This is a genomic window from Martinezella sp. CNPSo 3959, from assembly GCF_057784355.1.
The window spans coordinates 245,970-264,458 of sequence record NZ_JBXSOV010000001.1 but is presented as its reverse complement, the minus strand read 5'-3'; the positions used below and the strand labels follow the sequence as shown (position 1 = coordinate 264,458).

At 59.2% G+C, this 18,489-nt stretch carries 19 protein-coding genes; 10 read left to right on the top strand and 9 right to left on the bottom strand.

Annotation, left to right across the window (positions count from 1 at the left end):
* Window positions 1–14: 14 nt before the first annotated feature.
* Both fabF and AC13RE_RS01355 read left to right on the top strand, forming a co-directional pair.
* Window positions 15–1,280 (top strand): beta-ketoacyl-ACP synthase II, encoded by a 1,266-nt coding sequence (gene fabF, locus AC13RE_RS01360; protein ID WP_488561680.1) that lies wholly within the window; start codon window positions 15–17, stop codon window positions 1,278–1,280.
* 57 nt (window positions 1,281–1,337) lie between these two features.
* Window positions 1,338–1,760 carry a DUF4864 domain-containing protein gene (locus AC13RE_RS01355; RefSeq protein ID WP_488561679.1) on the top strand — a complete coding sequence of 141 codons (423 nt, stop codon included), beginning with the start codon at window positions 1,338–1,340 and terminating at the stop codon, window positions 1,758–1,760.
* Window positions 1,761–1,940: 180 nt separating this feature from the next.
* Here the strand turns inward: AC13RE_RS01355 and AC13RE_RS01350 are convergent, their stop codons facing one another.
* The 7 genes from AC13RE_RS01350 to coaD form a co-directional block, all read right to left on the bottom strand.
* A complete protein-coding gene (locus AC13RE_RS01350) occupies window positions 1,941–2,831 on the bottom strand; it encodes a cell wall hydrolase (RefSeq protein WP_488561678.1) in 891 nt (296 codons plus the stop codon).
* A 253-nt stretch (window positions 2,832–3,084) separates the two neighbouring features.
* Complete coding sequence (locus AC13RE_RS01345) at window positions 3,085–3,510, bottom strand: VOC family protein (RefSeq protein ID WP_488485013.1); 426 nt, start codon at window positions 3,508–3,510, stop codon at window positions 3,085–3,087.
* 246 nt (window positions 3,511–3,756) lie between these two features.
* Window positions 3,757–4,887 carry a tRNA guanosine(34) transglycosylase Tgt gene (gene tgt / locus AC13RE_RS01340; RefSeq protein ID WP_488561677.1) on the bottom strand — a complete coding sequence of 377 codons (1,131 nt, stop codon included), beginning with the start codon at window positions 4,885–4,887 and terminating at the stop codon, window positions 3,757–3,759.
* Window positions 4,888–4,893: 6 nt separating this feature from the next.
* Entirely contained in the window at window positions 4,894–5,979 is a 1,086-nt protein-coding gene (gene queA, locus AC13RE_RS01335) for a tRNA preQ1(34) S-adenosylmethionine ribosyltransferase-isomerase QueA (protein WP_488561676.1), read from the bottom strand.
* 88 nt (window positions 5,980–6,067) lie between these two features.
* Entirely contained in the window at window positions 6,068–6,568 is a 501-nt protein-coding gene (locus AC13RE_RS01330; protein ID WP_015339890.1) for a peptidylprolyl isomerase, read from the bottom strand.
* Window positions 6,569–6,602: 34 nt separating this feature from the next.
* Window positions 6,603–7,175 (bottom strand): peptidylprolyl isomerase, encoded by a 573-nt coding sequence (locus AC13RE_RS01325; RefSeq protein ID WP_488561675.1) that lies wholly within the window; start codon window positions 7,173–7,175, stop codon window positions 6,603–6,605.
* Between the two features lie 29 nt (window positions 7,176–7,204).
* Window positions 7,205–7,717, bottom strand: a complete 513-nt coding sequence (coaD, locus tag AC13RE_RS01320; protein WP_488561674.1) for a pantetheine-phosphate adenylyltransferase — start codon at window positions 7,715–7,717, stop codon at window positions 7,205–7,207.
* Window positions 7,718–7,919: 202 nt separating this feature from the next.
* Between coaD and AC13RE_RS01315 the strand changes: the two genes are divergently transcribed.
* The 4 genes from AC13RE_RS01315 to AC13RE_RS01300 all read left to right on the top strand — a co-directional run bounded on the left by AC13RE_RS01315 (window position 7,920) and on the right by AC13RE_RS01300 (window position 9,671).
* Window positions 7,920–8,144: a hypothetical protein gene (locus AC13RE_RS01315; protein ID WP_488484964.1), complete on the top strand. Its 225-nt coding sequence runs from the start codon at window positions 7,920–7,922 to the stop codon at window positions 8,142–8,144.
* 91 nt (window positions 8,145–8,235) lie between these two features.
* Entirely contained in the window at window positions 8,236–8,394 is a 159-nt protein-coding gene (locus tag AC13RE_RS01310) for a hypothetical protein (RefSeq protein ID WP_015339886.1), read from the top strand.
* A gap of 39 nt (window positions 8,395–8,433) precedes the next feature.
* Entirely contained in the window at window positions 8,434–8,568 is a 135-nt protein-coding gene (locus tag AC13RE_RS01305; protein WP_015339885.1) for a hypothetical protein, read from the top strand.
* Between the two features lie 212 nt (window positions 8,569–8,780).
* On the top strand, window positions 8,781–9,671 hold the full coding sequence (locus AC13RE_RS01300; protein WP_488561673.1) for an NAD-dependent epimerase/dehydratase family protein: 891 nt from the start codon (window positions 8,781–8,783) through the stop codon (window positions 9,669–9,671).
* A 147-nt stretch (window positions 9,672–9,818) separates the two neighbouring features.
* Here AC13RE_RS01300 and gyrA read toward each other — a convergent pair whose 3' ends face one another.
* Window positions 9,819–12,614, bottom strand: a complete 2,796-nt coding sequence (gene gyrA / locus AC13RE_RS01295) for a DNA gyrase subunit A (protein WP_488484962.1) — start codon at window positions 12,612–12,614, stop codon at window positions 9,819–9,821.
* A 224-nt stretch (window positions 12,615–12,838) separates the two neighbouring features.
* Here gyrA and AC13RE_RS01290 point away from each other — a divergent pair, with 224 nt between their 5' ends.
* Together AC13RE_RS01290 and AC13RE_RS01285 are read left to right on the top strand one after the other, a co-directional pair.
* Window positions 12,839–13,471: a MarC family protein gene (locus AC13RE_RS01290; protein WP_041677886.1), complete on the top strand. Its 633-nt coding sequence runs from the start codon at window positions 12,839–12,841 to the stop codon at window positions 13,469–13,471.
* Window positions 13,472–13,641: 170 nt separating this feature from the next.
* A complete protein-coding gene (locus tag AC13RE_RS01285; RefSeq protein WP_132716568.1) occupies window positions 13,642–13,836 on the top strand; it encodes a hypothetical protein in 195 nt (64 codons plus the stop codon).
* A gap of 69 nt (window positions 13,837–13,905) precedes the next feature.
* Here AC13RE_RS01285 and AC13RE_RS01280 read toward each other — a convergent pair whose 3' ends face one another.
* Window positions 13,906–14,454, bottom strand: a complete 549-nt coding sequence (locus tag AC13RE_RS01280) for a single-stranded DNA-binding protein (protein WP_488561672.1) — start codon at window positions 14,452–14,454, stop codon at window positions 13,906–13,908.
* 273 nt (window positions 14,455–14,727) lie between these two features.
* Between AC13RE_RS01280 and uvrA the strand changes: the two genes are divergently transcribed.
* Window positions 14,728–17,649 carry an excinuclease ABC subunit UvrA gene (uvrA, locus tag AC13RE_RS01275; RefSeq protein ID WP_112610291.1) on the top strand — a complete coding sequence of 974 codons (2,922 nt, stop codon included), beginning with the start codon at window positions 14,728–14,730 and terminating at the stop codon, window positions 17,647–17,649.
* A gap of 33 nt (window positions 17,650–17,682) precedes the next feature.
* Window positions 17,683–18,489 carry a DUF72 domain-containing protein gene (locus AC13RE_RS01270; RefSeq protein ID WP_488561671.1) on the top strand — a complete coding sequence of 269 codons (807 nt, stop codon included), beginning with the start codon at window positions 17,683–17,685 and terminating at the stop codon, window positions 18,487–18,489.

Genomic DNA, 18,489 nt, shown 5'->3' with positions numbered 1-18,489 from the left:
AATAGGAGCAAAAGATGGATCGTATCGTCGTCACCGGCATGGGGCTGGTTTCGCCCCTGGGCGTGGGTGTCAATGCAAGCTGGAAGAGGCTTGTCGAGGGGCGCTCAGGCCTGAGGCTGTTGCCCGAGGAGATGGTGGGCGATCTCGGGGCGAAGATCGGCGGCGTCGTTCCCGATAGCGCCGAAGATCCCGAGGCGGGCTTCGATGCCGATCGCTATGTGCCCGTCAAAGACCAGAAGAAGATGGATCGCTTCATCCTCTTCGCCATGGCTGCCGCCGAGGAAGCGATCCTGCAGGCCGGCTGGCAACCGACTGACGTGGGCGCTCTGGAGCGGACGGCCACGATCATTGCATCGGGCGTCGGTGGCTTTCCCGCCATCGCCGATGCCGTGCGCACAGCCGAAACGAAGGGCGTGCGGCGTTTGTCGCCCTTCACGGTCCCCTCCTTCCTCGTCAATCTTGCCGCCGGCCAGGTGAGTATCCGCTATGGCTTCAAGGGGCCGCTCGGTGCGCCGGTCACTGCCTGTGCCGCCAGCGTGCAGGCAATCGGCGATGCGGCGCGGCTGATCCGGTCCGGAGAAGCCGATGTCGCCATCTGCGGCGGAGCGGAAGCCTGCATCGACAAGGTCAGCCTTGGCGGCTTTGCTGCGGCGCGTGCGCTTTCGACAGGCTTCAGCAATCGCCCCGAGGAAGCCTCCCGTCCCTTCGACAGTGGCCGTGACGGCTTCGTCATGGGTGAAGGCGCCGGCATGCTTGTCATCGAGACGCTAGAGCATGCCCTTGCGCGTGGTGCCGCGCCGCTTGCCGAGCTTGTCGGCTATGGCACTGCCGCCGATGCCTATCACATGACGGCAGGGCCGGAAGACGGCGATGGCGCACGCCGGGCTATGCTCGCGGCCCTCACCCAGGCACGGATTTCGCCGGCCGAGGTCAAACACCTGAATGCGCACGCGACATCGACCCAAGTCGGTGACCGCGGCGAGATGGAAGCAATTAAGACCGTCTTCGGCCGCGAGGGCGCGATCGCCGTCAGTGGCACGAAGGCGGCGACTGGCCACCTTCTAGGCGCGGCCGGCGGCATGGAAGCGATCTTCACCATCATGGCGCTGCGGGACCAGATCGCGCCGCCAACGCGCAATCTGCAGGATCCGGATCCGGCGGCCGAGGGCATCGATATTGTCGGCGGCACGGCGCGACCGATGGCCATGGACTACGCAATCTCCAATGGTTTCGGTTTCGGCGGCGTCAACGCCAGCGCCCTCTTCCGCCGCTGGCAGTAATCGCTTCTGCTTGCGATCAAAGCGCGCTAAGCTTTCTCCATATGGCTGGGGACGGACATGCGCGCTTTTTCTTTCGCCGTTTTTCTCTGCTGCGTTGCCTCTGCACCGTTCGCTTACGCGGAAGATCCGGTGCAAACGGCACAGAGCCTTATTGAGCAGCAGATCGAAGCTTTCCTGCACGATGATGCGGCGACGGCCTATTCCTTCGCCGCACCTGGCATCAAGGCGCTCTTTCCCGACAAGGACAGCTTCTTCGCCATGGTGAGGAAGAACTACCTGCCGGTCTATCATCCCGGCAACTATGCCTTCGGCAAAAGTCGCGCGATCGACAATGGCGCAGTCGTCTATCAGGAGGTATTGATCACAGGGACCGATGACAAGGACTGGACGGCGATCTACCAGATAACTCGTCAGCCGGACGGCAGTTATAAGATCAACGGCGTGCAGATTCTTGCCAAAACGGCAAGTGAGGGCATTTAAAGCATTTCCGCTTTTCTTCGAATCGCGAAAATGCTCTATCTTCTTGTTTTTACGCAGTTCCGGACGCAAAACCGCTTCGCACTTTTGCTGGAACCGCTCTAAGTCATCGCTGGCTACAAAACGCAAACAGCGCATCTCTAAACAAGAGACGCGCTGTCATAAAGCATGGGCTCGATCTTATTAACCGCGAACTCTAAGCGAATTTCCTGCGGGCGCGTTGCCTTCGAATTCCGGCCGCGGCTGCGGAATCACAACTGTCGAAGCCGGCATAGGCGTATTCGTGTATGTGGTCTCGCCGCTTGAGAGCGGTCCTGAAATTGCCATGTCCGTAGGTGCGGGCGTCGGGATCGGAACCGCAGTCGGGATGACGACGGCACTCTGCGGCATCGTCACCGTCGGATTCGAGACCGGCGTGAAGGCCGCTACGGCAGACGTCATGGACGCAGGCTGCGTTTCCGGCAGGACGAACGGAGATTGCGGCGCGCCCTGCGCGGGCACGTAATTCATCGCAACCTCATAGGCCGGAAGCGGCGCAGGCGTCTGCAATTCGCCATCGCGACCACGCTTCTCATAGAACGCGTTGCCGCCGGCATAAGCGACGTAGTGCATATTATCGTATGGGAATCTCAGGCCTTCGGTATGAAAGAACATCGCGTCCTTCACCTGGGGATGCCGTTCGCCGCGCAGGATCTTCGAGGCAGCGACTTCAAGATCGGGCTTTGCCTGATCCTTGACTTCCCTGGTCATCACGCCCGGGGCAAACTGCTTTTCCTGGGCAACGACGCCGCAGATCGTGGGCGGATAAGCACCGGAGGTCAGCCGGTTCATTACGACCGTACCGACAGCCATGTAACCGCTCGGGTCGGAACGCTCTGATTCGAAGTACATTGCACGTTCGAGACAGTCCTTGTCCTTCGTCGTGTAATTGTACGTTACTTTAGCGCCACGAATGGGCTTGGTGGTATTGCTGGGGGTGGGGGTTGTCTTCTGCGTCGTCGTGCAGCTCGTAGCGGCCAAACCGACAACCAATAGTCCCGAAAGACATGCCCCGAATTTGCGTTGCGCCCTCAACGGCAAGTGCCTCCTATTTTCGGTAGTACAGCCCTTATCGATTAAGAGAATGCGTTTTAGCCGGATTTTTTCGAAATTCCAAGCAGCCACGCAATCAAATCTGCCAATGACGTTTTTCAAAGGCGGACGGACCGTTTATTCCGATTCGCTATTTTTCCCAATGCTTTATTGTCGCCAAGCTCATTTTGAAACGCGGCCGGAAGCGGAAATTGCCCAAGGCAAGCCCGTTCCAGCCGGCTCAAAATGATGTTTGTTAAGGATAGCAATCAATCGATAATAAATGATTTACCAACAGCGCAAGGTCCATGCGCCAGCCGACTTCGACGAGGATTCGCCCCGGTGCGAAACAATAAAACGACCAATTGCCACGTATGGCCGAAGGTGGTTTCCAAATCTCGCAGCCGCTCGATTTCGCTCGCTCGAACAGAAGATCGACCGCCTCTCGAGACGGCTGCATGAAGCCGATGTGATAGGTATTGCGACCGATGGAGACGCTATCGGCACCACCGAATTTCTCGACAGGCCGGCTGATGACAAGTTCAAGTCCGGCGTCGTCGCGAAGGATGGCAAGGCCATTTGCGCCCCGCGTTTCCACCTCCGTCAGGCCGAATACGGAAACAAAAAATTCCCGAGTCGCGGCGACATCGGGAACATGCAGATCCAGGTGGTTCAGTCTCATGACAGCTCCAAAAGGCATTCCCGCGGAGACATGTCGGTCGATCCCGGCCCACGTCAACGCGAGACACTCGACCACAATGGTCAAGTTCCGCGTCGCGGGCTCTCATCGCCAATGGCTAGGAGCAGAACTTCCAAACCGGAAGGGGTTGGGCCTACCGAAACCAACCCTGCCTTTTTCGACACGCTTCTGTTAGCGCGGAATCGCCATAGGAGCAAGATCGCGTGGCGCATCCTCGTCGTCGCTGAATCAAACGGGCTCGAGATCACCCCTCGCCCAGTTTTCCTGCGTCTCGGCCATGAAATCGGCAAAGCGGCCTTCGGCGATCGCCTGGCGAATGCCCTGCATCAATTCCTGATAGTAGGCAAGATTGTGCCAGGAGAGCAGCATGCCGCCGAGCGCTTCGTTGGCACGGACGAGGTGATGTAGATAGGCGCGGGAATAATCGCGCGAAGCCGGGCAATTGGACTGTTCGTCCAGCGGACGCATGTCTTCGGCGTGGCGGGCGTTGCGGATATTCACCTTGCCGCGGCGGGTGAAGGCCAATCCATGGCGACCAGAGCGGGTCGGCATCACGCAGTCGAACATGTCGATGCCGCGGGCGACGGACTTCAGGATGTCGTCCGGCGTGCCGACGCCCATCAGATAGCGCGGCTTCTCCGTCGGCAGTTCCGGCAAGGTGATCTCAAGCATGCGCAGCATGATTTCCTGCGGCTCGCCGACGGCAAGGCCGCCGACCGCATAGCCCTTCAGGTCCATACCGCTTAGCGCCTGTGCGGAGCGGACTCGCAGCTCCGGCACGTCGCCACCCTGGACGATGCCGAACATCGCCTTGCCGGGCTGGTTGCCGAAGGCAACCTTGCAACGCTCCGCCCAACGCAACGACATTTCCATGGCGCGCTCGATTTCTTTCGGCGTTGCCGGCAGAGCGACGCATTCGTCGAGCTGCATCTGGATATCCGAGCCGAGCAATCCCTGGATCTCGATCGATCGCTCCGGCGACATATGATGCAAGCTGCCGTCGACATGCGATTTGAAGGTGACCCCCTGCTCATCGAGTTTACGCAGACCGGACAGCGACATCACCTGGAAGCCGCCGGAATCGGTCAGGATCGGATGCGGCCAACGGATCAGCTGATGCAATCCGCCGAGGCGGGCGACGCGCTCGGCTGTCGGACGCAGCATCAGGTGATAGGTATTGCCGAGAATAATGTCGGCGCCCGTCTCGCGCACCTGGTCGAGATACATGGCCTTAACGGTGCCGACGGTGCCGACGGGCATGAAGGCCGGCGTGCGGATGGTCCCGCGCGGCATGGAAACTTCGCCGAGGCGGGCGCCGCCATCGGTCTTCTTCAATTGAAACTGAAAGCTCTCGCTCATTTCGTCCTAGTCTTTCCGGTAGAGCAGGCTGCCATCGCCATAGGAATAGAAGCGATAGCCCGTCTCGATAGCATGGGTATAGGCCGCGCGCATCGTATCGAGGCCGGCAAAGGCCGATACGAGCATGAACAGGGTCGAGCGCGGCAAGTGGAAATTGGTCATCAGCATGTCAACGGCCTTGAAGCGGTAGCCGGGCGTAATGAAAATGCCGGTAGCGCCTTGCCAGGGCTGGATGGTGCCGTCGTCAGCGGCGGCGCTTTCGATCAGTCGCAGCGAGGTGGTGCCGACGCAGACGATGCGCCCACCCCTCGCCTTGACGGCGTTGAGCTTCTCGGCGGTGGCGGCATCGACATAGCCGATCTCGAAATGCATCTTGTGGTCATCGGTATCGTCGGCCTTGACCGGCAGGAAGGTGCCGGCGCCGACATGCAGCGTCACAAAATGCCGCTCGACGCCCATGGCATCGAGCGCGGCAAACAAGGATGGCGTGAAGTGCAGGCCGGCGGTGGGTGCTGCGACCGCGCCCTCTTCACGCGCATAAATCGTCTGATAGTCGGCGCGATCACGCTCGTCTTCGGGGCGCTTCGCCGCGATGTAAGGTGGCAGCGGAATATGCCCAACGCTGGCAATCGCCTCATCGAGAGCGGGACCGGATAGATCGAACCGCAGGGTAATCTCGCCGCCCTCGCCTTTTTCCTCGACAGTGGCGTCGAGCGAACCGAGCGCGCAGACATTTTCGCCGTGACCGAACTGGATGCGATCGCCGATCTTGATACGCTTGCCGGGCTTGGCAAACGCCTTCCAGCGATCTGGCGCCGCGCGCATGTGCAAGGTCGCCGAGACCTGCTGGCCGGGCGCGCCTTCGCGGTGACGAGTGCCTTCCAGCTGCGCTGGGATCACCTTGGTATCGTTGAAGACTACAGCGTCGCCTGGGCGCAGGAAGGATGGCAGATCCTGTATCTGATAGTCGCTTAGCGTATGCGAGCCATTGTTCGGATCGACAACAAGCAGACGCGCGCTGTCGCGCGGCTCGGCAGGCCTGAGCGCGATACGCTCCTCCGGCAGATCGAAATCGAAAAGGTCAACACGCATTCAATTGGTCCAGGCAGTTCATGCAAGCAAAGCGAAACCCGCCCCTCACGCCAAAGGCGCAAGAGGCGGGTTTCAGGAATAATCACGATCAGACGTCGGCGGCAACCCGCGCGGAGACGATCGAATCCGGATCCTTTACCGGCTCGCCGCGCTTGATCTGATCAACAAATTCCATGCCGGAGATGACCTGACCCCAAACGGAGTACTGCTTGTTCAGCCAAGGTGCATCGGTGAAGCAGATGAAGAACTGCGAGTTGGCCGAGTTCGGGTTCTGCGAACGAGCCATCGAGCACGTACCGCGAACGTGCGGAGTTGCGGAGAATTCAGCCTTCAGGTCAGGCTTGGACGAGCCACCGGTGCCGGCGCGGGCGGTGTTGCCGCCAACCTTGCCATGCTCGACATCACCGGTCTGAGCCATGAACCCGTCGATGACGCGATGGAAAACAACGTTGTCATAAGCCTTTTCGCGCGCCAATTCCTTGATGCGGGCGACATGCTCCGGAGCGACCTGCGGCAGAAGCTGAATGACAACCTGGCCCTTGGTGGTTTCCAGGATGAGGGTGTTTTCTGGATCCTTGATCTCAGCCATGTTCGTTTCCTTGTTCTCTCTGTTTGCTTTGGAATTATTTCTTTGTGACGGTAACCTTGACCATCTTGTCTGGATTGCTCACTTCGCCGTTCTGGCCTTCGCCACGTTTGATCTTGTCGACGAGCTCCATGCCCGAGATGACCTTGCCGACGATCGTGTACTGGCCGTTCAGGAAAGCGCCGTCGGCGAACATGATGAAGAACTGCGAGTTGGCGGAGTTCGGGTCTTGGGCACGCGCCATACCGACAACGCCGCGCGTGAACGGAACCTTGGAGAATTCGGCCGGAAGGTTCGGCAGATCGGAACCGCCGGTGCCGGCCTTGTTCGGATCAAAGCCCTTAGAGGCGTTACCATACTGAACGTCGCCCGTCTGAGCCATGAAGCCATCGATGACGCGATGGAACACGACGTTGTCGTAAGCGCCCTTCTTCGCCAGCGCTTCGATCTGGGCGACGTGCTTCGGAGCAACTTCCGGCATCAACTGGATAACCACCGGGCCGTCCTTGAGCTGGATGGTCAAAAGATCTGCGGCTGCGGCCGAGAACGCGCTGCCTGCGAAGGCGGCAAGGCTCAGGAATCCTGCCAATGCAATATGAAAGAGTTTCATGGATGCTCCGTTCGGGATTGGATTTCGGCTCAGCTGTTGCCGCTGGCCTTATTTTTGAGTTTGCCGTTCAGCGCTTCCAGAACCGCCAACGGCACGAAGGCGCTGACATCGCCGCCCATGGATGCGATCTGCCGCACCAATGTGGCGGTTATAGGCCGCGAGGCCGTGCCGGCGGGCAGAAACAGCGTCTGAATATCCGGCGCCATCTGCCTGTTCATGCCTGCCATCTGCATTTCATAGTCAAGATCGGTGCCGTCACGCAGGCCACGCACCAGCAAGGTCGCGCCATGGGCGCGAGCGGCATCGACGACCAGATTGTCGAAAGCGACGACGGAAATAGCGCCCGCCTTCTGCGGCAGAGCCTCACCGAGCGACCTGCGGATCAGCTCCGCCCGCTCCTCGAAAGAGAAAAGAGGCTTCTTGCCCGGATGAATGCCGATCGCGACGATCACCTTGGCGGCGACATTCAACGCCTGCACGAGGACATCAAGATGTCCGTTGGTCATCGGGTCGAAGGACCCTGGATAGAAGGCTGTCGTCATTATCAAGCCGGCTCGTTGTTTCGACGCCTTTTGTCATGGATGAGGCCGTATCGCAAGTGATTTGCAACCCGGCGGCAGCCTCTGAACTGCAGATGAACACGCCGTTCAAACCTGTTTCAGCTCGACAATGCTTTACTGGCATCAACATCGAAACGGGCCTGGTTCAACGGCTCGTCGATCTCGGTTTCAGGGACATCATGCCATGCTCGTCTTCATCATCGCAGGCGCCATCATCGGTTCATTTTTCGTCGAATACCTCGTTCATGTTTTCTCCGACAATTATGAGATCGAATGGGATTCCGCCTCGGAAAACGGCAAAGATATCAATTTTGCCCAAGAAATCGCCACTGCCATGCGCAAGACGCATCGCGAATCTGAACGCCAGATGAACAAGGCATTCAAGGTCGCTTCAGGCACGCATTGCTAGATAGCTCTCAATATCGGCGGAACCATTTGGAAAACGCCGCGTTAACAGTCCGAAACTCAGATTGCACATTGCGGCAAGAAGGAAGAAGAGTATGCCCGACAAGATCACCCTTATTAACGTTGTTTGGATGGCCATGATTTCGGGAATGCTTGCAGCAACCGTTGCACTTTACGATCAGAAACCCGACCAGTCGAAGATCTACGGTCCCTTTGCTTCGGCTCGTCCCTTCGTTGCCTCGAGCCAGTACTAAGGGATCTGAACGCTAGTCCCACCTAAGGAGGGAGCGATCATGTTCACAATTTTGACGCTGCTTACAATTTTCATCAGCATCATGTTTGTCGTGTCAGTCGCATCCACCATTTCGGCGCTTCATCGCGAAAGCGAAGAGAGCAAGAGGCTGCATAAGCGTCACAAGACGCTCTGATCTCCGCGTACCGAGCGCCTCCCCGCCACATATGCTCGGATGGACCCTGAACCGGACGCTTTCCCCGCCAGCGTCCGGTTTTTTATTGCCCTTATAGTCCCGGCGCTTCCCTTAGGCCCTGCTGCCAACACGCAAAAGCATGATTTTGTAAGAGGAAGCGCGCCAGCTGCTTCAATCATGCTATGGTGATCGTGGTTCATCGAGGGATCAAGATGCGCATTGTCCTGACAGGCAGCTCCGGGCGACTTGGCCGGGCGATCTTTAATGCGCTGGCGCCAAGCCATAGGGTGATAGGCATCGATCGTTCGCCATTTTCGACGACGCATATACTCGGAGATTTTACCGATGCGGCGTTGTTACGCCAGGCGTTGACGGGTGCGGATGCAGTCATCCATTGCGCGGCCCTGCACGCGCCTCATGTCGGCGCGGTTTCCGAGGATGAATTTCGCCGCATCAATGTGGACGGGACACGGCGGCTGGCGGAAGCGGCGCTGGCTGCCGGCGTGAAACGACTGGTGTTTACCAGTACGACCGCACTTTATGGTCGCGCGGTCGTTCCCGGTCATTGCACATGGGTCGATGAAGACACCGCACCGCAACCGAAAAGCATCTATCACCGCACGAAACTGGAAGCCGAGCAGATCCTTAAAGGCATGACTGGCCCGGATTTGCAGGTCCGCGTTTTACGCATGTCTCGAAGTTTTCCAGAAGCAGCCAATGTGATGGCTGTTCATCGCCTGCATCGCGGCGTCGATATCCGTGATGTCGCGGATGCCCATGTCGCAGCGCTGACCAACGGCGGCAAAGATTTTCAACGACATATCGTTTCCGCCGGCACGTTATTCAAACCGGAAGACTGCGAAGCGCTCGCGGCCGATGCCGCCTCCATCATCCAACTGCGCGCGCCCGGCCTTGCCGCGAAATTTGCACAGCGAAACTGGTCGCTGCCTGACAGAATCGATCGCATTTATGCATCGAAATCTGCGGGCACGGTTCTCGGCTGGCATTTCCGCTTTGGTTATGACGAGGTTTTCGCACAGCTCGAGCGGGAAAGCCTGGAGGTTCTTCCGGCTTTTTCGCAAAATAACGAACGCCCGGAATAAAGGGTTAGGAACCGGCCGCCAGATCCTGTGCGCTCTGCTCCAAATGACAATCGCCTGAGCTTGTTGCCAAGCTCAGGCGATCGAAAACCTTCAGCGTGCAGATAGGCCAGCCCAGCCCCACTGCTCTCCAAGCGGGCACAGCGAAGACTATTCTTCGCTGCCACCCTCGTTGCCGGCATCTCCGGCATCACCGCCAACAGCATCGTCTTCGGCTGCCGAAGCATCATCCTCGTCGCCTTCCGGCTCGCTGATACGCTCGACGGATACGACTTTCTCGTCCTTTGCAGTAGAGAAGATGGTGACGCCCTTGGTGGCGCGGCTGGCGACGCGGATGCCGCCGACTGGCACACGGATCAGCTGACCGCCATCCGAGACGAGCATGATCTGATCGCCATCCTCGACCGGGAAGGCGGCCACGAGTTCGCCGATCTCGCCCGTCTTCGACGTGTCGGTGGCGCGGATACCCTTGCCGCCGCGGCCGGAGATGCGGAAATCGTAAGAGGACGACCGCTTGCCGAAGCCCTTTTCCGAAACCGTCAGGATGAACTGCTCGAGCGCCTTGAGTTCTTCGTAGCGCTCGTCGCCGAGCTGTCCCTCTTCGGTGACTTCTTCACCGACCAGTGCAATCTCCTCGTCGTCACCCGTCGCGGAGCGGCGCTCGCTGACGGAGCGCTTGAGATAGGCTGCGCGCTCCCACGGCTCGGCATCCACATGCCGGACGATCGTCATCGAAATGATGCGATCCCCTGGTGCAAGCGTGATACCGCGAACGCCGATCGAATTGCGGCCGGCAAAGACACGCACATCCGATACGGAGAAGCGGATGCACTGGCCGAGCGCCGTCGTCATCAGCACGTCGTCATGTTCGGTGCAGGTCTCGACGGAGAGGATTTCATCGCCCTCCTCCTCCAGCTTCATGGCGATCTTGCCGTTGCGGTTCACCTGCACGAAATCCGACAGCTTGTTGCGGCGCACGGTTCCGCGCGTCGTCGTGAACATGACGTCGAGATTGTCCCAGGTGCTCTCGTCTTCCGGCAACGGCATGATCGTGGTGATGCGTTCGCCTGGTTCCAGCGGCAGCATGTTGATCAGCGCCTTGCCGCGCGATGTCGGCGTGCCGATCGGCAGACGCCAGACCTTTTCCTTGTAGACGATACCGCGGGAGGAGAAGAACAGGACCGGCGTGTGCGTATTGAGAACGAATAGCCGGGTAACGAAATCCTCGTCACGGGTGGTCATTCCCGAGCGACCCTTGCCGCCGCGGCGCTGCGCACGGTAGGTCGTCAGCGGCACGCGCTTGATATAGCCCAGATGAGAAACGGTGACGACCATATCCTCGCGGGCGATCAGATCCTCATCGTCCATCTCGAGACCGCCATCGACGATCTCGGTGCGGCGCGGCGTTCCGAACTCGTCGCGAACCGCGGCAAGCTCTTCTTTTACAATGGTTTGGATGCGGGCACGTGACGAGAGAATATCAAGATAGTCCTTGATTTCCGCACCGATCTGATTGAGTTCTTCATCGATTTCGTCACGGCCGAGAGCGGTCAGGCGTGCCAGACGCAGTTCGAGAATGGCGCGCGCCTGTTCTTCGGAGAGGTTGTAGGTGCCATCTTCGTTGATGCGATGGCGGGGATCGTCGATTAGCCGGATAAGAGATTCGACGTCTGCCGCATTCCAGCGGCGCGTCATCAGCTCTTCGCGGGCCGATTGCGGATCCGGCGCCTGGCGAATGACGCGGATGACTTCATCGATATTGGCGACGGCAATCGCCAGACCGACCAAGACGTGAGCGCGATCGCGCGCCTTGCGCAGCAGATACTTCGTGCGGCGGCTGATGACTTCCTCGCGGAAAGCCACGAAAGCGCGCAGCATGTCCATCAGGTTCATCAGCTCGGGCTTGCCGCCGTTCAGCGCCACCATGTTGCAGCCGAAGGAGGTCTGCAGCGGCGTATAGCGGTAAAGCTGGTTCAGGATGACGTCGGCATTGGCGTCGCGCTTCAGCTCGACGACGACGCGATAGCCCTGGCGGTCGGACTCGTCGCGTAGGTCCGAGATGCCCTCGATGCGCTTCTCGCGCACGAGTTCGGCCATCTTTTCGATCATCGACGCCTTGTTCACCTGATAGGGAACCTCGGTGATGATGATCTGCTCGCGATCGCCACGCATCGGCTCGATGGTCGCGACACCGCGCATGACCACGGAGCCGCGGCCCGTCTCATAGGCGGAGCGGATGCCGGCGCGGCCGAGGATCTTCGCGCCGGTCGGGAAATCCGGACCGGGGATGATCTCCATCATCTCAGGCAGCTCGATCGCCGGATTGTCGATCAGCGCGATGCAGCCGTTGATGACTTCGGAGAGATTGTGCGGCGGAATGTTCGTCGCCATGCCGACGGCGATGCCGCCGGAGCCGTTGACGAGCAGGTTCGGGAAGCGTGCCGGCAGAACCTTGGGTTCTTCCGTCGTCGCGTCATAGTTTTCCTGGAAATCGACCGTTTCCTTGTCGATATCCTCGAGAAGCTCGTGGGCGACCTTCGTCAGGCGGGATTCCGTGTAGCGCATCGCCGCCGGCGGATCGCCGTCAATCGAGCCGAAATTGCCCTGCCCGTCGATAAGCGGCACACGCATCGACCAATCCTGCGCCATGCGGACCAAGGCGTCATAGATCGAAGCGTCGCCGTGTGGGTGATAGCTACCCATGACGTCGGCGACGGGACGGGCCGACTTCACATATTTGCGGTTCCAGTGATAGCCGCTCTGATGCGCCGCATAGAGAATGCGCCGATGAACGGGCTTCAAACCATCGCGAACGTCGGGAAGCGCGCGGCTGACGATAACGCTCATGGCGTAATCGAGATACGACCGCTGCATTTCCTCGATGATGGAAATCGGCTCGATGCCTGGCGGGAGCTTCCCGCCGCCGGGTGGTGTTTGCTCAGTCAAAACAGATCACGATCTCTTTTAGAATCACTGCGAAATTTATAGCCGAAAGGCCTGGCGAGCGCCAATTTTGGCCGGTGTTTTTGAACAGGTTTTGCCCCTTTAAGCCATGGAATCGAACATTTCCATGGCGAAACTGATCAACACCGGCGCATGACCCTTTGCGAAAGCCCGTTCCTCGCATAACAATGCTTGCCAACAGCGATAAAACAAGCTTCGGGGACTATATGGCGAGCGCGGATACGCTGATCAATGCCTTCACGACTCTGCTCGTCACTGTCGATCCGCCGGGGCTCGCGCCGCTTTTCATCGGACTTACGGCTGGCATGAATCGTTCGGAGCGCAAGCAAGTGGCGCTGCGCGGCTCGCTGATCGCCTTCTTCATCCTGGCGGCCTTCGCCTTGTTCGGCGCGAGCGTGCTTGGTGTGCTTGGCATCTCCATCGGTGCGTTCCGCATTGCCGGCGGCTTGCTGCTGTTCTGGATCGCCTTCGAAATGGTGTTCGAGCGGCGGCAGGACAGAAAAGAGAAGACGACGGAAGTCGCCATTACCAAGGATCACATCCGCAATATCGCAGTCTTTCCCCTCGCCCTGCCCCTGATCGCCGGTCCCGGCGCCATCTCGGCCACCATTCTGTTGGCCGGCTCGCTGCAGACGACGCTCGACCGCGCGCAGCTGATCGGCGTCATCGCCATCAATCTGGCCCTGGTCTTTGCAGCCCTTGCCATTTCAGACAGACTCGACCGAATGCTCGGCGCCACCGGCCGCGCCATTCTCACCCGGCTGCTCGGGGTTATTCTTGCGGCGCTTGCCGCGCAGTTCGTCGTGGATGGGGCAAAAGCAGCGCTCACGCTTTCATGAAAAGCGCGTCTGTCAGACGGCTTATTCGATGAGCCGGGATACTCGATAACTAAAAGCGCTCGGAGCTCTCGATGTTAAAAAGCATAATAAGATCAGTCTTCAAAAGGTATGGCTATACGTCTCTCAAGACGGTGTATCTGCGCGACCATAAGGACAGCGAATATGCTTCAATGAGCATTGTCACCGAGGGTGACCTCAACAAGAAAATCCTGTTCATTTATCTGCGCGATGAGATTGCCAGAACGCACATTCTCACCGAGAAAAACCTCACGCAAACTATCGATGCGTGTGAAGCTATCCTGAGAGAAATTAAAGGGGCTACGAAGGATAAATCAATTGATAATCCAGCCGCCCGAGAAGAATAGCGAAGACAAATCGAAGCTGATAAAAACCCGCCAAAAGACGGGTTCCAAATTCAGTCGGGCACGCCTATCTCAGAACGGGATGTCATCATCCAGATCGCGCGAGAAGTTGCCGCCGCCGCCCTGGCTGCTGCCACCACGATTGCCACCGCCGCGGGAGGAGCCTTGCGATGAGGACTGGCCGTAATCGTCGCTACCGTAGTCGCCGCCAAAATCACCGCCGCCGCGGCCACCACGACTCCCACCTTCGATGGAACCGCCGCCCTCGCCGCGGCCATCGAGCATGGTCAGGGTCGAATTGAAGCCCTGCAGCACGACTTCGGTCGAGTAGCGGTCCTGACCGTTCTGATCCTGCCATTTGCGCGTTTGCAGCGCGCCCTCGATGTAAACCTTGGCACCCTTCTTCAGATATTGCTCAGCCACCTTGCAGAGACCTTCATTGAAGATGACGACGCGGTGCCATTCGGTCTTTTCCTTGCGCTCGCCGGAATTGCGGTCGCGCCAGGTTTCCGACGTGGCAATGTTGAGGTTGGCGATTGGGCGGCCGTCCTGCGTGCGGCGGATTTCCGGGTCCGCCCCGAGATTTCCAACCAGAATTACCTTGTTCACACTACCGGCCATGATACCACCCTGCTTGCCGCCCATCGACGGCTTTGAAATTCTATGGGGAGCACCTTAACCCATAGCGGGCGTCGGGTGCTATTTATGCGGCCTTCTCAGTTCCGTTCATCCACAAAGAAATCGCCGCGATAATTTTGTTCTTTATTTGTTCTAATTTATCCTTATGATGATGTCAACGGAATCGAAAACCCGGCTCCATCCCTTCATTTCAGCCTCGACTCGCGGGCTGACATCACTAAATAAAGGCAGACTCCAAAGGACCTGCATACGACGATGAGCGAACTGAAGACTATTTCGATACGTGGTGCGCGCGAGCACAATCTCAAGGGCATCGATCTTGACCTGCCACGCAACAAGCTGATCGTCATGACCGGCCTTTCCGGCTCCGGCAAGTCGTCGCTCGCCTTCGACACCATCTATGCCGAGGGCCAGCGCCGCTATGTCGAAAGCCTTTCGGCCTATGCGCGGCAGTTCCTCGAAATGATGCAGAAGCCTGATGTCGACCAGATCGACGGCCTCTCGCCAGCGATTTCGATCGAGCAGAAGACGACCTCGCGCAATCCGCGCTCGACGGTCGGCACGGTCACGGAAATCTACGACTATATGCGTCTGCTGTTTGCCCGCGTCGGCGTTCCCTACTCGCCAGTCACGGGCCTGCCGATCGAGAGCCAAACCGTCAGCCAGATGGTCGACCGCGTGCTCGCCTATGAGGAAGGCACGAGGCTCTATATTCTCGCGCCGCTCGTGCGCGGGCGTAAGGGCGAATACAAGAAGGAACTGGCGGAGCTCATGAAAAAGGGCTTCCAGCGCGTCAAGGTCGATGGCCAGTTCTACGAGATCGCCGATGTGCCGGCGCTCGACAAGAAATACAAGCACGACATCGACGTGGTCGTCGACCGTATCGTCGTGCGTCCGGACATGGCGGCGCGTCTCGCCGACAGCTTCGAGACATCGCTGCGTCTTGCCGACGGGCTCGCGGTCGCGGAATTTGCCGACAAGCCGCTGCCGCCGGAGGAGACTGCTGCCGGCGGTTCCGCCAATAAGTCGCTGAACGAGACGCATGAGCGCGTGCTCTTCTCCGAGAAGTTCGCTTGCCCGGTTTCCGGCTTCACCATTCCGGAAATCGAGCCGCGGCTGTTCTCCTTCAACAATCCCTTCGGCGCCTGTCCGTCCTGCGACGGCCTGGGCTCGCAGCAGAAGATCGATCCGGAACTGATCGTGCCGGAGCCGGAACGTACGCTGCGCGATGGCGCGATCGCTCCCTGGGCCAAGTCGACCTCGCCTTATTACAACCAGACGCTGGAAGCGCTCGGCAAGCATTACGGCTTCAAGCTCGGCAATCGCTGGAACGAGCTGTCCGACAAGGCCAAGGACGTGATCCTGAACGGCACGGAAGACAAGATCGAATTCCACTATGCCGATGGGGCGCGTTCCTACACCACGCATAAGAATTTCGAAGGCATCGTGCCGAACCTCGAGCGCCGCTGGAAGGAAACGGATTCCGCCTGGGCACGCGAGGAGATCGAACGCTTCATGTCGGCCGCCCCCTGCCCGGCCTGCAACGGCTATCGCCTGAAGCCGGAGGCTCTGGCGGTCAAGATCGACAAGCTGCACATCAGCCAGGTGGCAGAGATGTCGATCCGCGTTGCTCGCGACTGGTTCGATGCGCTGCCGGGCACGTTCACCGACAAGCAAAACGAAATCGCGGTGCGAATCCTCAAGGAGATCCGCGATCGCCTACGCTTCCTCAATGATGTCGGCCTCGAATATTTGAGCCTGTCGCGTAATTCTGGCACGCTGTCCGGCGGCGAAAGCCAGCGCATCCGGCTCGCGTCACAGATCGGGTCGGGCCTTACCGGCGTTCTCTATGTCCTTGACGAGCCCTCGATCGGCCTGCATCAGCGCGACAATGCACGCCTTCTGGAGACGCTGAAGCATCTGCGGGATATCGGCAACACCGTCATCGTCGTCGAGCACGACGAGGACGCGATCCTCACAGCCGACGATGTTGTCGATATCGGCCCCGCGGCCGGCGTGCATGGCGGCCAGGTGGTGGCGCATGGCACGCCGCAGGAGATCATGGCGAACCCGAAGTCACTGACCGGTAAATATCTTTCCGGCGAACTCGGCGTGCCGGTTCCGGACGAGCGACGTAAGCCTAAGAAGGGCAAGGAGATCAAGGTCGTCGGCGCAAGGGGCAACAATCTCAAGAACGTCACGGCTTCCATCCCGCTCGGTGTCTTCACTGCCGTGACTGGCGTGTCCGGCGGCGGCAAGTCTACTTTCCTGATCGAGACGCTTTACAAGTCGGCGGCGCGACGTGTCATGGGCGCCCGTGAAATCCCCGCGGATCATGACCGCATCGACGGTTTCGAGCATATCGACAAGGTGATCGACATCGACCAGTCACCGATCGGCCGCACCCCACGCTCGAACCCGGCGACCTATACCGGCGCCTTCACGCCGATCCGCGACTGGTTCGCTGGCCTGCCGGAGGCCAAGGCACGCGGCTATCAACCGGGCCGCTTCTCCTTCAACGTCAAGGGCGGTCGCTGCGAGGCGTGCCAGGGCGATGGCGTCATCAAGATCGAGATGCACTTCCTGCCCGACGTCTACGTCACCTGCGACGTCTGCCACGGCAAGCGCTACAATCGCGAAACGCTCGATGTCACATTCAAGACCAAGTCGATCGCCGACGTGCTCGACATGACGGTCGAGGAAGGTGTCGATTTCTTCGCGGCCGTTCCCGCCGTGCGAGACAAGCTGCAGAGCCTGAAGGATGTCGGCCTCGGCTATATCAAGGTGGGACAGCAGGCCAACACGCTATCGGGTGGCGAAGCGCAGCGCGTCAAGCTAGCCAAGGAATTGTCGAAGCGATCGACGGGTCGCACGCTCTACATCCTCGACGAACCCACAACCGGATTGCACTTCCACGATGTCGCCAAGCTTCTGGAAATGCTGCATGAGCTGGTCAATCAGGGCAATTCCGTCGTGGTCATCGAGCACAATCTCGAAGTCATCAAGACTGCCGACTGGATCCTCGATTTCGGTCCTGAAGGCGGTGATGGCGGCGGCGAGATCGTGGCTGTCGGCACGCCGGAGGCGATCGTGAAGGAGAAACGCTCCTATACGGGGCAATTCCTGAAAGAGTTGCTGGAGCGGCGGCCGGTGAAGAAGGTTGCGGCGGCGGAGTGAGATTGACCCGGCCGAATGGCCAAGGAGGAGAGAATGACCAAAGCGGGCGAAATCCGCACAGGCATAGGCGGCTGGACTTTCGAGCCCTGGCGCGGGACCTTCTATCCCGACACGCTGAAGCAGAAGGACGAGCTGAATTACGCCAGCCGCCAGTTGAAGGTGATCGAGGTCAATGGCACCTATTACAGCACGCAGAAGCCCGAGGTTTTTGCCAAATGGGCCGCCGATGTGCCCGATGGTTTCATCTTCTCTCTGAAGGCGACGCGTTTCGTCACCAACCGCCGTGTCCTCTCGGAAGCCGGGGAATCCATGCAGAAGTTTCTGGAGTCCGGTATCAGCGAGCTCGGCGATCATCTCGGCCCTCTCCTCTGGCAGTTCGCGCCGACCAAGAAGTTCGACCCGGATGACTTCGAGGCATTCCTGAAGCTGCTGCCGGCCAAGCAGGATGGGCTTGCTCTCAGGCATGTGGTCGAAGTCAGGCACGATTCCTTCAAAGTGCCGGAATTCATTGCACTGCTTGAGAAGTATAATGTGGCGCCAGTCTGTGCCGAGCATTTCGAATATCCGATGATCGCCGACGTGACAGCGGACTTCGTCTATGCCCGACTGCAGAAAGGCTCGGATGACATCAAGACCTGCTATCCGCCGAAGGACCTGAAAGCCTGGGCGGATCGCCTGAAAACCTGGGCCACGGGCAAGGTGCCGGATGACCTGCCGCTGATCGATGCTAAACGCAAAATCAAAGCCGAGCCGCGTGATGTCTTTGCCTTCATGATCCATGAGGGCAAGGTGAACGCCCCTCCGGGCGCAATCGCATTGCAGCAAGAAGTGGCAAAATAG

Coding starts and splice junctions, on each gene's coding strand:
- AC13RE_RS01345 (WP_488485013.1), bottom strand. CDS start 3,510: ATGAGACTGAACCACCTGGATCTGCATGTTCCCGATGTCGCCGCGACT.
- AC13RE_RS01270 (WP_488561671.1), top strand. CDS start 17,683: ATGACCAAAGCGGGCGAAATCCGCACAGGCATAGGCGGCTGGACTTTC.
- AC13RE_RS01280 (WP_488561672.1), bottom strand. CDS start 14,454: ATGGCCGGTAGTGTGAACAAGGTAATTCTGGTTGGAAATCTCGGGGCG.
- AC13RE_RS01310 (WP_015339886.1), top strand. CDS start 8,236: ATGCCCGACAAGATCACCCTTATTAACGTTGTTTGGATGGCCATGATT.
- tgt (WP_488561677.1), bottom strand. CDS start 4,887: ATGAGCGAGAGCTTTCAGTTTCAATTGAAGAAGACCGATGGCGGCGCC.
- AC13RE_RS01355 (WP_488561679.1), top strand. CDS start 1,338: ATGCGCGCTTTTTCTTTCGCCGTTTTTCTCTGCTGCGTTGCCTCTGCA.
- AC13RE_RS01325 (WP_488561675.1), bottom strand. CDS start 7,175: ATGAAACTCTTTCATATTGCATTGGCAGGATTCCTGAGCCTTGCCGCC.
- AC13RE_RS01305 (WP_015339885.1), top strand. CDS start 8,434: ATGTTCACAATTTTGACGCTGCTTACAATTTTCATCAGCATCATGTTT.
- coaD (WP_488561674.1), bottom strand. CDS start 7,717: ATGACGACAGCCTTCTATCCAGGGTCCTTCGACCCGATGACCAACGGA.
- AC13RE_RS01290 (WP_041677886.1), top strand. CDS start 12,839: ATGGCGAGCGCGGATACGCTGATCAATGCCTTCACGACTCTGCTCGTC.
- uvrA (WP_112610291.1), top strand. CDS start 14,728: ATGAGCGAACTGAAGACTATTTCGATACGTGGTGCGCGCGAGCACAAT.
- AC13RE_RS01285 (WP_132716568.1), top strand. CDS start 13,642: ATGAGCATTGTCACCGAGGGTGACCTCAACAAGAAAATCCTGTTCATT.
- AC13RE_RS01315 (WP_488484964.1), top strand. CDS start 7,920: ATGCTCGTCTTCATCATCGCAGGCGCCATCATCGGTTCATTTTTCGTC.
- AC13RE_RS01330 (WP_015339890.1), bottom strand. CDS start 6,568: ATGGCTGAGATCAAGGATCCAGAAAACACCCTCATCCTGGAAACCACC.
- queA (WP_488561676.1), bottom strand. CDS start 5,979: ATGCGTGTTGACCTTTTCGATTTCGATCTGCCGGAGGAGCGTATCGCG.
- fabF (WP_488561680.1), top strand. CDS start 15: ATGGATCGTATCGTCGTCACCGGCATGGGGCTGGTTTCGCCCCTGGGC.
- AC13RE_RS01300 (WP_488561673.1), top strand. CDS start 8,781: ATGCGCATTGTCCTGACAGGCAGCTCCGGGCGACTTGGCCGGGCGATC.